Origin of the sequence: Pseudomonas marincola, assembly GCF_900682675.2 — a bacterium.
GTDB lineage: Bacteria > Pseudomonadota > Gammaproteobacteria > Pseudomonadales > Pseudomonadaceae > Aquipseudomonas > Aquipseudomonas marincola.
Genome location: NZ_LR215729.2, coordinates 4,526,153 through 4,539,826, shown reverse-complemented (window position 1 = coordinate 4,539,826; position 13,674 = coordinate 4,526,153). Strand labels below are relative to the sequence as shown.

Genomic DNA, 13,674 nt, shown 5'->3' with positions numbered 1-13,674 from the left:
GCATGGCTTCGCGCTTTTGCGCTTGGCCATGCATTGGCTGGTTTTTAGCGGTTACAGATCTGTGTGCCAACGCCGCTGTCGGTGAAGATTTCCAGCAATACGGCGTTAGGTACGCGGCCATCTATGATGTGCGCGCTGGTCACGCCGCCTTGCACCGCTTCCAGCGCGCAGCGGATTTTCGGCAACATGCCGCCGTAAATGGTCCCGTCCGCGATCAGCCGGTCGACCTGCTCGGTGTTCAAACCTGTCAGAACCTGACCTTCTTTGTCCATCAGGCCGGCAATGTTGGTCAGCAGCATGAGCTTTTCAGCTTGCAGCGCTTCTGCAACTTTACCTGCAACCAGATCGGCGTTGATGTTGTAGGACTCGCCATCCGGGCCTACACCAATCGGTGCAATAACCGGGATGAAGTCGCCCTTGACCAGCATGTTAAGCAGTTCGGTGTTGATCCCGGTGACTTCGCCAACATGGCCGATATCAATGATCTCGGGCTGGGTCATTTCAGGTGTCTGACGACTGACTTTGAGCTTCTTGGCGCGGATCAATTCGGCATCTTTACCGGTCAGGCCGATGGCGCTGCCGCCATGACGGTTGATCAGGTTGACGATGTCCTTGTTGACCTGACCACCGAGCACCATCTCTACCACGTCCATGGTTTGTGCGTCGGTAACGCGCATACCATCAACAAAGTGGCTTTCAATCGACAGACGCTTGAGCAGGTCGCCAATTTGCGGCCCGCCGCCGTGCACGACGACCGGGTTAATGCCCACGGCCTTCATCAGCACGATGTCACGGGCAAAGTTGGTCTTCAGCTCGTCACTTTCCATGGCGTTGCCGCCGTATTTGACTACCAACGTCTTGCCGACAAAACGGCGAATATACGGCAGTGCTTCAGAAAGAACCCGGGCTACCTGAATGGCGGCATCACGTTCGAGGGGCATGCTGGACTCCACTACTGAATCGGTCATTAGAACGGTACATCAATGTCGGGTGCGAGGCTGTTCAGCTGGGTGCGGAACACCGTCTTGATGCGCTCCAGCTCCTCCTCGGTCTCGGCTTCAAAGCGCAATACCAGAACCGGAGTGGTGTTGGAGGCGCGAACCAGACCCCAGCCTTTCGGGTAATCGACGCGAACCCCATCGAGCGTGGTGATTTTGGCTTCGCCCCAGCTGCCGTCGTCTTGCAGGCTCTGGATCAGCTGGAACTTGTTGGCGTCGGTAACTTCGATATTGATTTCCGGCGTCGAAATATCGCTCGGGAAGGCGTTGAAGATGCTTTCGGCGTCTTTGTCTTCCTGGCTGAGAATTTCCAGCAGGCGTGCGGCGCTGTAAATGCCGTCATCAAAACCGAACCAGCGTTCCTTGAAGAAAATATGGCCGCTCATTTCACCGGCCAGCAGAGCGCCGGTTTCTTTCATCTTCTTCTTGATCAGCGAGTGGCCGGTCTTCCACATCACCGGACGGCCACCGTAGCCGCTGATTAGCGGGATCAGACGACGCGTGCATTTAACGTCGAAGATGATGTCGGCGCCCGGATTACGCGAAACCACATCCTTGGCGAACAGCATCAGCAGGCGATCCGGGTACACGATCGTGCCTTTATTGGTCACAACACCTACGCGGTCGCCGTCACCGTCAAAGGCCAGGCCGAGGTCGGCGTTGTGCTCTTTCACCGCTGCGATCAGGTCGACCAGATTCTCAGGCTTGCCCGGATCCGGGTGATGGTTCGGGAAGTTGCCATCGACGTCGCAGAACAGTGGGATCACTTCGCAGCCCAGCGCTTCAATCAGCTGTGGTGCGATGACGCCAGCTGCGCCATTACCGCAATCGACTACTACGCGCAGGTTCTTGGCCAGCGCGATGTCGTCACGAATCTCGGCAAAGTAGCCCTCGAGCACATCGACCTGCTCGACGCTGCCGTTGCCGCTGGCCAGATCATTGTTGTCGATGCGGGTTTTCAGGGCCTGAATCTGCTCGTTAGCCAGTGTGTCGCCGGCGACAACGATTTTGAAGCCGTTGTAATCCGGCGGGTTGTGGCTGCCGGTGAGCATGACTGCAGACTTGCCGCTGAGGATGTTGGCCGCGTAATAAACCACCGGCGTTGGCACCATGCCGACATCGCTGACATTGCAGCCACAATCGACCAGGCCTTGAATCAACTGCTCAACCAACTCTGGCCCCGAGAGGCGGCCATCGCGACCTACAGCAACATTGGGCTCGCCTTTTGCGAGGCTTTCGGAACCCACTGCGCGGCCAACCCAGTAAGCGGTTTCTGGCGTTAAGGTACGGCCCACGACGCCGCGAATGTCATACGCGCGGAAAATGTCTGCGGGAAGCTTGGGTGCAGTTATTTCAGTAGTCATTACAGGTGCTTGCTCCAATTCCAGAGGGTCCTGGTCATTGTCGAGAATGTCGATATCGAGGATATCAGTGTCTTGAAACAGGGGTGGCGCAGGCTCGGCTGGCTTGGCTGCCGGTTTGGCCGGCGGCTCGTTGCTGCGGCGCGGCATGCTCGCCAATAATTGGGCGAGGTGGCCGAGTTCTGGCAAGTTGAGGCTAAATGATTTGACGCTCTTACCCACTGAGAGTTCGCCAATCAGCTGGCGAAGCTGATCGACGTCTTCGCTGAGTTGTTGCTTGAGACCGCGCGATGCCAGCTTGAAGCCAAGCAATAATCCGCCCAGCGCAATCAGTGCGGCGAGCCCCAGCAGCGGCCATGAAGGCCACGTGGGTTGCAGTTCAGGGCCAGCGCTGAAGCTTAATTGCCAGTTCTGGTTGCCGCTGCTCAGGGTTTCACTTGCCTGGCCGCCATTACCGCGCTGGCTCAGGGTTTGCGCCGGGGCGCTGGCGAATTTTTGGGTGAGCACGATTTGGCCTATGCCGGCCGGCAATTCGGGTACGCCCGCCATGACGCGCTTAAGGTCGAATGCCAGCAGCAGGGTGCCGAGCACGGGCGAGTTGCTGTCTTTACGCACGGCTGCGGCGCTGTACACCACCCACTGGTCGCCGATCTTATAGGCCTCGACGGCTGCGTCCTTGCCTTTCTCGACACGATTGATCATGTCCAGTGCGGCGTAGTTGAGCGGCGCCCGACGGTCTGCCTGCAGCGCGCCTTTGCCGCGCGCAGTCAGGTGCGCATCGACAATGCCTTGCCAATAGCTGAGCGTTGCCTCGGTGCTCTGGATCTGGCCGGGGTCCTGGCTTTGCAGGGCCGCAACCAGCGCCGGGCTCTGCGCGGCGGTCTGGGTATCGGCTGCCAACTGCTTGAGCGACTGTTGCAGCGCTCCGGCCTGGCTGCTGCTCCAGGCCTGGCTTAGCTGTTGGCGCTGCTGCTGGCCATTGTCGTACAGGCTGTAGGCAACGACTGCTGTCGCCAAGAGCCAACCGCCGATGGCGATAACCAAACCGGGGTTGCTTTGCCTTGAGGTGGCTTCGGCGCCTTTGGCAGGTGAGCTTGGGGCCAAGGGGTCTTGTTGTTGTTTTTTTCCGCTTTTAAATAGCTTCACTCAGTCATTCCCGACAATAGTCCGTTGATGTCTCAAGTGCCCTTAGTGACTGCCAGAGTGCCCGAAACCGCCGGCGCCACGCTGGCTCAGGTCAAATTCCTCGACCAGATCAAAATGCGCCTGGACCACTGGAACCAGAATCAGTTGGGCAATGCGCTCACCAATAGCGACGGTGAATGCGCTCTGGCCGCGGTTCCAGCACGAAACCATCAGCTCGCCCTGATAATCCGAGTCGATCAAGCCGACCAGATTGCCCAGTACGATGCCGTGTTTATGGCCAAGGCCCGAACGCGGCAGAATCATTGCGGCCAAACCCGGGTCGCCGATATAGATCGACAAGCCGGTTGGGATCAGTACGGTTTGCCCCGGCTCGATAACCAGCTCTTCTTTGAGCATAGCGCGCAGGTCCAATCCCGCCGAGCCTGGAGTGGCATAAGCCGGCAGCGGGAATTCAGCGCCTAGGCGCGGGTCGAGAATCTTGGCTTGTAGTGCGTGCATATCAGGCTCTGTAATGTGTTGGCTGTGGCGGATCGCGTTCGGTCTAGCCGCGGTTGTTCAGGCGATCGGCGATGAATTCGACCAGTTGCCGGGCAATCTTGCCCTTGCTGGTTTGGGCGAAACTATTTTTATGCAGCTCGCGGTCAATAATGGTGATGGCATTCTCTTCGCTGTTGAAACCAATAGTAGGATTGGCAACGTCATTGGCGACGATCAGGTCAAGGTTCTTGTCCTTGAGTTTGCGCGAAGCATATTCCAGCAAGTTTTCAGTTTCTGCAGCGAAGCCAACGCTAAACGGGCGATCTTCGCGTGCCGCCAGTGTCGCCAGAATGTCGGGGTTGCGGACCATCTGCAGAAGCAGGCCATCACCGCTGGTGGGGTCTTTCTTCAGTTTGTGCTGCGCGACAACTTCGGGGCGGTAATCGGCAACTGCCGCTGCGGCGATCAACACGTCGCACGGCATCGCAGCCTCGCAGGCAGCCAGCATGTCGCGCGCGCTGACCACATCAATGCGATTGACCCGATCCGGCGTCGGCAGGTGCACCGGGCCGCTGATCAGGGTGACTTTGGCACCGGCTTCGGCCGCCGCCTCGGCCAGGGCAAAACCCATTTTGCCGGAGCTGTGGTTGGTGATGTAGCGCACCGGGTCGATGTTTTCCTGGGTCGGGCCTGCGGTAATCAGCACATGCACGCCAGTGAGCATCGCGTTCTCGAAGCAGTCAGCGGCCAGTTGCGCCAGATCATCGGCCTCCAGCATGCGGCCAAGGCCGACATCACCACAAGCCTGGCTGCCTGAGGCCGGGCCAAACATGCGAATCCCGCGGGCACGCAGCTGCTCGACGTTGCTCTGGGTCGCGGGATCGCGCCACATGGCCTGATTCATGGCCGGCGCCAGTGCGACCGGCGCGTCGGTGGCCAGCACCAAAGTGGTCAGCAGGTCGTTGGCCACGCCTTGGGTCAGGCGCGCCATAAGGTCGGCTGTGGCGGGTGCGATCAGTACCAGATCGGCCCAGCGCGCCAGTTCGATGTGGCCCATTGCCGCTTCTGCAGCGGGGTCCAACAGGTCCATGTGCACCGGGTTGCCGGACAGCGCTTGCAGCGTCAGCGGAGTAATGAACTCGCGGCCGCCGTGGGTCATGACCACGCGTACCTCAGCCCCTTGGTCCTTGAGTCGGCGGACCAGCTCAGCGCTCTTGTAAGCGGCAATGCCGCCGCCTACACCGAGAATGATGCGTTTGCGATAAAGCCGCTGCATAGGCTTGCCTTATATAAGGTGGATGTGCGCCACGGTGTACGCCCCTCCCCAGGTCGGCCACCGCGTAAAAAGATGGGCTACGATATCACAGCGGCCGCATTGCGGCAGCGGCTGCGCAGCAGGAGGCTGCGAGGCGCCTACAGGGTTGTGGGCGCGCGACTCAACAAGGAGGTGTGCATGAGCATTCGCGATTGGCCGGAGGCAGAGCGCCCGCGTGAGAAACTGTTGGCGCAGGGCGCAGCAACCCTGACCGACGCCGAGCTGCTGGCGATATTCCTGCGCACCGGCGTTGCCGGCAAGAGTGCGGTGGATTTGGCGCGGCATTTACTCTGCGAGTTCGGCGGCCTGCGCAGCTTGCTTGAAGCGGACCAGCCAGTATTTTGCCTGCATCTGGGCTTGGGGCCGGCGAAGTTTGCGCAATTGCAGGCTGTGCTTGAAATGGGCCGCCGGCATTTGGCTGAGCAATTGCGCCGCGACTCGGTGCTGGAAAGTCCGCAAGCAGTGCGTAATTACCTCAAGGCGCTGTTGCGCCACGAGCCGCACGAAGTGTTTGGTTGTCTGTTTCTCGATGCCAAGCACCGGGTGCTGGGGTTTGAGGCGCTGTTTCAAGGCTCGATAGATAGTGCCAGCGTCTACCCTCGCCAAGTGGTTAAGCGGGCATTGGCGCACAACGCGGCGGCGCTGATCCTCACCCATAACCACCCATCAGGTGTGGCCGAGCCGAGCCAGGCCGACCGCGTGCTGACGCAACGTCTCAAGGCGGCGCTGGAATTGATCGAGGTGAGGGTGCTTGATCACTTCATCGTCGGCGATGGCGAACCGCTGTCGATGGCTGAGTTCGGCTGGTTGTAAGGTGTCGGGGGCTGGCGTGTGGCCTGCCCCCGGTTGCGCTTACTTCGCAATAGTGACCTTGGCGAAGTCTTGCCGGCCGAACGGGCTGACCTCGTAGCCGCTGACATTGCTGCGAGTCAGGGCGAACGCCGTAGGATGTGCCAGCGGTAACCACAGCGCCTGCTGCTGGATAATCTGTTGCGCCTGCTGGTAGATGTCGCTGCGCTGGGCCTGGGTGGTCGCGGTTTTGCCATCGCTGATCAGTTTGTCCAGCTTGGCGTCGCAATAACGCGCAAAGTTGAGCCCGGATTTAACCGAGGCGCAGGAGAATTGCGGGGTCAGGAAGTTATCCGGATCACCGTTATCACCGGCCCAGCCCATGAACAGCAAGTCATGCTCGCCAGCCTTGGCCCGGCGAATCAGCTCGCCCCATTCGATTACCTTGATCTCGGCCTGAATGCCGATCTTGGCCAGATCCGCCTGCAGCAATTGCGCGCCCAGCTTGGGGTTGGGGTTGAGCAGGCTGCCGGATGGGCGCGTCCAGATTGTGGTTTTCAGCGGTGTTTGCAGGCCCGCGTCAGCCAGCAGTTTGCGCGCCGCTTGCGGGTCATATTTATAGCCCGGCAAGTCCTTTGCGTAGCTCCAGGTGTTTGGCGGGTACGGACCATTGGCGGCCTCGGCGCTGTCTTCAAATACCGCCTTGAGGTAGCTGGTCTTGTCGAATGCCAGGTTGATGGCTTGGCGTACCTCGGGCTTGTCTAGCGGCGGGTGCTCGGTGTTGATACCAACGAAGGCGGTCATGAATGCTGCTGTCTTGACCACGCTGATCGAGCTGTCATCGACCACCGCCTGCACGTCCAGTGGTTTCGGCGACAGGGTGATCTGGCATTCATTGCGCCGCAGTTTCTGCAGGCGCACGTTGGCGTCCGGGGTAATGGCGTAGATCAACTTATCCACAGCGGGTTTGCCGGCGAAGTAAGCAGGGTTGGCGTCGTAGCGCACCACAGCGTCCTTCTGGAAACGCTTGAATATGAACGGCCCGGTGCCGATGGGCTGTTTGTTGAGCGCGTCCGGCGTGCCTGCCTTGAGCAATTGGTCGGCATATTCGGCCGAGTAAATCGACGCGAAGCCCATGCTCAACGTGGCGAGAAAGGTCGCATCCGGATGCGTCAGGTTGAAGCGCACAGTGTGTGCATCGGGCGCTTCGATGCTTTTAACCAGCTGTGGTAATTGCATGGACTGCGCATGCGGGTAGCCGCTCTGGGCCACTTTATGCCACGGGTGATCGTCGTCGAGCATACGCTGGAAGCTGAACAGCACGTCGTCGGCGTTGAGCTTGCGCGTCGGTTTGAAATAGTCGGTGGTGTGAAAGCTCACATCGCTGCGCAGCTTGAAGGTGTAGCTGAGGCCATCGTCAGACACTTGCCAGCTCTCGGCCAGGCTGGGCGTCAGCTTGGCGCTGGTGGCGTTGTAGTCGACCAGTCGATTCATCAGTACGTCGGCCGACGCGTTGGTGGTGGTCAGCGAGTTGTACTGCACCACGTCGAAACCATCCGGGCTGGCTTCCGTGCATACACTCAGGGTCGCTGCATTCACCAGTAGCGGGCTCATGAGTAGAGGTGCGATAATTAGGGGTAGGGCGTTAAGGCGCATAACCAGCTCCTGAGTAATAAGGCGAGCATCCATTGGCGCTGAAAGCAGGCAGTTTGGCCAGCACGCGCACGAGCAAAGTCTTACCCTAGACCATAAGTTGCTCACAGAACAATCAAATCGGGCGACGAGTGGTATTATCGTCCAAGCCCCCACGTAGAGGCCTGATGCGCTAAATCGCGGTTTGCGCGGTGAGTGGCTTTTTGCGTTTAAGGTTGTTGCTCGGGAGTCTTTCTGGTATAAAGCAGCGCTCTTTTCTAGGGGCCCGGTTGTTGCGCTTTCAGGTGTGGCCGGTAAGACCCTCGAGAAACGCGGCGCTTTGCGCCAATGACATTGAATTTAAGCGGCCAACCCATGCCGGGTTGGGCATGTGGTTTTAGAGGGCTGAGGCATGTCGAGAGTCTGTCAAGTTACCGGTAAGGGTCCGGTAACCGGGAACAACGTTTCCCACGCACACAACAAAACCCGTCGTCGTTTCCTGCCAAACCTGCAGCATCACCGCTTCTGGGTTGAGTCTGAGAATCGCTTCGTACGTCTGCGCGTATCTGCCAAAGGCATGCGTTGCATCGACAAGCGTGGCATTGATGTTGTGCTGTCCGAGCTTCGTGCTCGTGGCGAAAAGGTTTAAGGAGCTAAATCATGCGTGAATTGATCCGTTTGGTGTCGAGCGCCGGTACTGGCCACTTCTACACCACCGACAAGAACAAACGCACCACTCCGGACAAAATCGAAATTAAAAAATTCGATCCGGTTGTGCGCAAGCACGTGATCTACAAGGAAGGCAAGATCAAGTAATTGATCAAGCATCCTTGCTGAGAGAGCCCGCTTTTTAGCGGGCTTTTTCTTGCCTGCAATTTAGTGGTTTACCCTTGTGCGCATCATTCAGGCACAAAAAACCCGCCACAAGGACGGGTAAGGGTGTTGCGTGAATCGTGCGAGTATCAGTTTGAGGCTTGCTCGAAGATCACGTAGGCCTTGCGACATGCCTCCAGCACTTCCCAAGTGCCGTTGAAGCCGGCCGGGATGACGAAGCGGTCGCCAGCTCTGACAGTCTTGGCGTTGCCGTCCTGGTCACGCAAAACGGATACACCCTGCAGAATTTCGCAGTATTCAAATTCGGTGTAGCTGACATTCCATTGGCCGACAGCGCCTTCCCAAATGCCGGCATTGAACTGGCCGCACGGGCTGCCGTAATGATTGATAACGCTTTGCGCCGGATCGCCCTTGAGGACTTTCTCGGGGGCTGGGCGGTAGTGCTCGGCTTTGCTTGAGGAGTTGGCGAAGTCGACGATCTGCTGAATGTTCATTTTATTGTCTCTATCAGGCGTTTAATTTGTCAGGCACAAAGGCAGATTTGGCTGAAGATTTGGCGCAGTCTATGTTTAATAAAACGAACATGACAAGCCGCTAAGGGCATAAAGTGTCAAATATATTGAAATTTAGCGTTGCTCTGGTTTAGTGTTGCTCACAGGATTGTGAGGCTCTGCGCCACGACAAAAAATTGCAGGTGTGCGGTGATAAATCCGGCACACTTTCTACAGCCATAGAGGATATTCGCATGACTAGTTTGACTCGCGCCGACTGGGAACAGCGCGCCAAGACGTTGAAAATTGAAACCCGAGCGTTTGTACACGGTGAATACTGCTCGGCTGAGTCGGGCGAGACGTTCGAATGCCTCAGCCCGGTCGACGGTCGCTTGTTGGGCCATGTCGCCAGCTGTGATTTGGCCGATGCCGAGCGCGCTGTGCGTGACGCCCGCGCTACTTTCAACTCGGGTGTCTGGTCGCGCATGGCGCCGGCCAAGCGCAAGCAGATCATGATCCGCTTTGGTGACTTGATCGCTGAGCATGCTGAAGAACTGGCGCTGCTCGAAACCCTCGACATGGGTAAGCCGATCAGCGACTCGCTGAACATCGACATGGCTGCTGCTGCCAACTCCATTCGTTGGAACGGCGAAGCCATCGACAAGGTATACGACGAAGTAGCGGCCACCGAGCACGATCAGCTGGGTCTGGTTACTCGCGAGCCAATCGGTGTGGTTGCCGCGATCGTGCCGTGGAACTTCCCACTGCTGATGAGCTGCTGGAAACTCGGCCCGGCACTGGCCACCGGTAACTCGATCATCCTCAAGCCTTCAGAAAAATCCCCGCTGACCGGCATTCGTGTTGCCCAGTTGGCGATTGAAGCCGGTATCCCAGCTGGCGTATTCAACGTGCTGCCAGGCTTCGGTCACACTGTGGGCAAGGCTCTGGCCCTGCACATGGACGTCGACACGCTGGTATTCACAGGTTCGACCAAGATCGCCAAACAGCTGATGGTTTATGCGGGCGAATCGAACATGAAGCGCGTTTGGCTGGAAGCAGGCGGCAAGAGCCCGAACATCGTTTTCGCTGACGCGCCTGATCTGCAAGCGGCTGCTGCTTCGGCTGCCGGCGCAATTGCGTTCAACCAGGGTGAAGTGTGCACCGCCGGTTCGCGTCTGCTGGTCGAGCGTTCGATCAAAGACAAATTCGTACCGATGGTGGTTGAAGCGATCAAAGGCTGGAAGGCCGGCAACCCGCTCGACCCGGAAACCAATGTGGGCGCACTGGTTGATACCCAGCAGATGAATAACGTACTGCGTTACATCGAAGCGGGTCACAAAGATGGCGCCACGCTGGTTGCGGGTGGCAAGCGTGTGATGGAAGAGACTGGCGGCACTTACGTTGAGCCGACCATTTTCGACGGCGTGAACAACGCCATGACCATCGCTCAGGAAGAGATCTTCGGCCCGGTGCTGTCGGTTATCGCCTTTGATGATGCGGAAGAGGCGATTGCTATCGCTAACGACACCATTTATGGTCTGGCTGCTGCGGTCTGGACCAGCAACCTGTCCAAGGCTCACCAGACTGCCAAAGCGCTGCGCGCCGGTAGCGTCTGGGTTAACCAGTACGATGGCGGCGACATGACCGCACCGTTTGGTGGTTTCAAGCAGTCGGGTAATGGTCGCGACAAGTCGTTGCACGCGTTCGACAAGTACACCGAACTGAAATCGACCTGGATCAAGCTTTGATCCACAGCAGGGCTTAACCGCCTTGTAGCAGTATCAGGTCCGCCCCGCTATCGGGGCCGGCTCTTATGAGCCAAACCTGCGGCCGGGTTTCCCGGGGGATTTATCCCTCTGGAGGCTCGGCCGTTTTGCTTTGTAGGCCTTACAACAGAAGGAATCTGGACATGCGTTGGGGTACCTATTTCGCCGTTTCCATGGCGGTCATCAGTATTGGTCTGGCATTGGGTGTGACCATGCCGCTGGTATCGTTGCGCCTGGAAAGCTGGGGATATGGCTCGTTCGCAATCGGCGTGATGGCCGCAACACCCGCCGTTGGCGTACTGCTTGGCGCCTCGCTGGCCGGCAAACTGGCGGGCCGTTTTGGCACGCGTGCGTTGATGCAGATGTGTCTTTTGGTCGGCGCCGTGTCCGTATCAACGCTGGCATTGGTGCAGAACTATGCGGTGTGGGTGGTGTTGCGCTTGTTGTTGGGCGTGGCACTAACCATGGTGTTCATTCTGGGTGAGAGCTGGATCAATCAGCTGTCGATCGAGAAATGGCGCGGTCGTCTGGTGGCGCTGTACGGCACCGGCTACGCCCTGAGCCAGCTGTGCGGGCCGCTGCTGCTGACGGCGTTGGGCACTGAAGGTGATCATGCGTTCTGGACCGGTACTTGTCTGTTGATTGGCGGCTCGCTGTTGCTGCTTGGCCGCACAGGTGCGCCCAAGGTCGGCGGGCATAGCGTCTCGCTCAAGGGATTGGTGGTGTTCTGCCGCAAGCTCCCGGCCATTGCCTGGGCGGTGGCGTTATTCGCCTCGTTTGAAGCGATGATGCTGACGTTGTTACCCATTTACGGCCTGCGTCAGGGTTTCACACAAGACGTTGCGTTGTTCATGGTCAGCGTTGTGGTTGTCGGGGATGCCGTGCTGCAGCTGCCGATTGGCTGGCTGGCGGATGTGATGTCGCGGCGCAACCTGTTCCGCGGGTGTGGTGTGGTGCTGATGCTGTCGAGCCTGAGTATTCCGCTGGCCTTGCACTCGTCTGTTATCTGGCCTGTTCTGGTGTTGTTCGGCGCCAGTGCCGGTGGCTTGTTTACCTTGTCGCTTATTCAGATTGGCGAGCGTTACCGTGACGATGAGCTAGTGCGCGCCAACGCTCACGTGTCGCAGTTGTGGGGTATCGGTTGTCTGGTCGGGCCACTGGCAACGGGGGCTGCCAGCCAGTGGGTGAGCGGTCACGCATTGCCGTTGCTGATGGCGCTGGGCGCTGCTGGTTTCGTGGTGCTTGCCTGGCGTCGGGATGAACTGCCGCAGACGGTATCAGCCACCTAATCGATTCAGCCGGTTTCGTTGAGCAGTCTGGCGACGGTTTCACCGACAATCCGCACTGCGTTTTCGATTTCGTCAGTGGCTTTGCTGGCGTAATTGATGCGCAGGCAATTGCGGTACTTGCCGGCCGCAGAAAAGATGCTGCCCGGCGCTATCTGGATCTTGTGCTCAAGCAGCGCCTGATTCAGGTACACGCTGTCGAAACCTGTCGGCAGTTCAACCCACAGCATAAAGCTGCCCAGTGGACGACTGACCCGGGTCTCGCTGGGGAAGTAGCGGCTGACCCAGTCGATCATCTGGTCACGGCTTTGCGCATACTGGCTACGCATGCGCCGCAGGTGCGGCTCGTAATGGCCGGCGGCAAGAAACTCGGCCAGCGCCAGTTGCGGCAGTTGGGCGGTGCTGCCGGTGCCCATGTATTTCATGTGCAGCACCTGTTCCTGATAGCGGCCAGGCGCAATCCAACCAACCCGCAGGCCCGGAGCCAGGGTTTTCGAGAATGAGCTGCAGAGCAGCACGCGGCCGTCACGGTCGTAGGATTTGATGGTGCGTGGGCGCGGGTAGCTGAACGCCAGTTCGCCGTATACGTCATCCTCGATAATCGCCACGTCGTAGCGTTGGGCGAGGTCGAGCAGGGCGCGCTTATTCGCATCGGGCATGATGTAGCCCAGCGGGTTATTGCAATTCGGGGTCAGCTGTATGGCCTTGATCGGCCATTGTTCCAGCGCCATCTTCAATGCGTCGAGGTTGATCCCGGTGATGGGGTCGGTCGGCAATTCCAGTGCCTTCATGCCGAAGCCCTTGAGCGCTTGCATGACCCCATGAAAACTCGGTGAGTCGACCGCAACAATATCGCCGGGCTGACAAATGGCGCGGATAGCTGCCGAGAGCGCCTCATGGCAGCCCGTGGTCACAACGATTTCCTCGAAGGGAATCTGGCAGCCGGAGTCGATCATTAACCGCGAGATTTGCTGACGCAGGCTCTGCTCGCCACGGATACAGCCGTAAGTCAGCACGCTGGCGTCTTGGCGCCGGCTCAAGCGCGACAGCGAGCGCAGCAGCGGTTTCAGGGTGGGCGCAGTGATGTCCGGGCGGCCCCGGCCGAGTTGCAACAGGCCGCTATGTTCTGGGCTATGGCTGATTTGATCCAGTACCTGGTCCCATTGTGAGACTTCGACCGGTCGCAGTGCCGGTCGGCCCACTTGGGGCAAGGCAGGGACTTTGCGCTGCGGTGAAACAAAGTAGCCCGATTTGGGTTTGGGTGTTGCCATTCCCTGATCTTCAAGGTGGCGGTAAGCCTGTTGCACGGTGCTCAAGCTGACGCCGTGCTCGATGCTGAGGGCGCGCACGGAAGGCAGGCGATCCCCTGGCCGATACAGACCTTGCTCGATTCTGGAGCTGATCAGCGTTGCGAGGTCGATATAAAGCGTCATGCGCGCGTCTCTCGGTGCTGGCCGTCTGTTCGGCGATGAACCAGTACAGTTGTCGCTGAAAAGTGTGATTCAGACGGCTAATTGGCAAATCTGTATGGATTTAATAATCATTTTTTGAATCTGTCATGCTTTTTCCGCAAAGCCCA

General features: G+C 58.6%; 12 protein-coding genes. 5 read left to right on the top strand and 7 right to left on the bottom strand.

The features are described 5' to 3' along the window. Positions 1-44 precede the first annotated feature (44 nt). From argB to coaBC, 4 genes are all read right to left on the bottom strand, one after another. Positions 45-941: an acetylglutamate kinase gene (gene argB, locus PMYSY11_RS20780; RefSeq protein ID WP_069898574.1), complete on the bottom strand. Its 897-nt coding sequence runs from the start codon at positions 939-941 to the stop codon at positions 45-47. A 26-nt stretch (positions 942-967) separates the two neighbouring features. Beyond that, on the bottom strand, positions 968-2,362 hold the full coding sequence (gene algC / locus PMYSY11_RS20775; protein WP_197737983.1) for a phosphomannomutase/phosphoglucomutase: 1,395 nt from the start codon (positions 2,360-2,362) through the stop codon (positions 968-970). Positions 2,363-3,547: 1,185 nt separating this feature from the next. Beyond that, positions 3,548-4,003: a dUTP diphosphatase gene (gene dut, locus PMYSY11_RS20770; protein ID WP_069898523.1), complete on the bottom strand. Its 456-nt coding sequence runs from the start codon at positions 4,001-4,003 to the stop codon at positions 3,548-3,550. A 43-nt stretch (positions 4,004-4,046) separates the two neighbouring features. Continuing rightward, complete coding sequence (gene coaBC / locus PMYSY11_RS20765) at positions 4,047-5,258, bottom strand: bifunctional phosphopantothenoylcysteine decarboxylase/phosphopantothenate--cysteine ligase CoaBC (RefSeq protein ID WP_069898522.1); 1,212 nt, start codon at positions 5,256-5,258, stop codon at positions 4,047-4,049. 177 nt (positions 5,259-5,435) lie between these two features. Between coaBC and radC the strand changes: the two genes are divergently transcribed. Beyond that, positions 5,436-6,110, top strand: coding sequence for a RadC family protein (radC, locus tag PMYSY11_RS20760; protein WP_150547902.1), 675 nt, complete (start codon positions 5,436-5,438; stop codon positions 6,108-6,110). 39 nt (positions 6,111-6,149) lie between these two features. Here the strand turns inward: radC and PMYSY11_RS20755 are convergent, their stop codons facing one another. After that, entirely contained in the window at positions 6,150-7,742 is a 1,593-nt protein-coding gene (locus tag PMYSY11_RS20755; RefSeq protein ID WP_150547901.1) for an ABC transporter substrate-binding protein, read from the bottom strand. A gap of 388 nt (positions 7,743-8,130) precedes the next feature. On the opposite strand from PMYSY11_RS20755, the gene rpmB reads away from it, so the two are divergent. Together rpmB and rpmG are read left to right on the top strand one after the other, a co-directional pair. Then, a complete protein-coding gene (rpmB, locus tag PMYSY11_RS20750; RefSeq protein ID WP_010489195.1) occupies positions 8,131-8,367 on the top strand; it encodes a 50S ribosomal protein L28 in 237 nt (78 codons plus the stop codon). Between the two features lie 11 nt (positions 8,368-8,378). Further along, positions 8,379-8,534, top strand: a complete 156-nt coding sequence (gene rpmG / locus PMYSY11_RS20745; protein ID WP_002551515.1) for a 50S ribosomal protein L33 — start codon at positions 8,379-8,381, stop codon at positions 8,532-8,534. Positions 8,535-8,680: 146 nt separating this feature from the next. On the opposite strand, the gene PMYSY11_RS20740 is transcribed toward rpmG, so the two are convergent. Next, the gene (locus tag PMYSY11_RS20740) at positions 8,681-9,046 is read right to left on the bottom strand and encodes a cupin domain-containing protein (RefSeq protein WP_150547900.1); all 366 of its coding nucleotides are present in this window, start codon (positions 9,044-9,046) and stop codon (positions 8,681-8,683) included. A gap of 251 nt (positions 9,047-9,297) precedes the next feature. On the opposite strand from PMYSY11_RS20740, the gene PMYSY11_RS20735 reads away from it, so the two are divergent. Further along, positions 9,298-10,791, top strand: coding sequence for an aldehyde dehydrogenase (locus PMYSY11_RS20735; RefSeq protein ID WP_090509960.1), 1,494 nt, complete (start codon positions 9,298-9,300; stop codon positions 10,789-10,791). A gap of 161 nt (positions 10,792-10,952) precedes the next feature. Beyond that, positions 10,953-12,098, top strand: coding sequence for an MFS transporter (locus PMYSY11_RS20730; protein WP_090509962.1), 1,146 nt, complete (start codon positions 10,953-10,955; stop codon positions 12,096-12,098). A gap of 5 nt (positions 12,099-12,103) precedes the next feature. Here PMYSY11_RS20730 and PMYSY11_RS20725 read toward each other — a convergent pair whose 3' ends face one another. Beyond that, a complete protein-coding gene (locus PMYSY11_RS20725) occupies positions 12,104-13,528 on the bottom strand; it encodes an aminotransferase-like domain-containing protein (RefSeq protein ID WP_150547899.1) in 1,425 nt (474 codons plus the stop codon). Between the last annotated feature and the right edge of the window lie 146 nt (positions 13,529-13,674).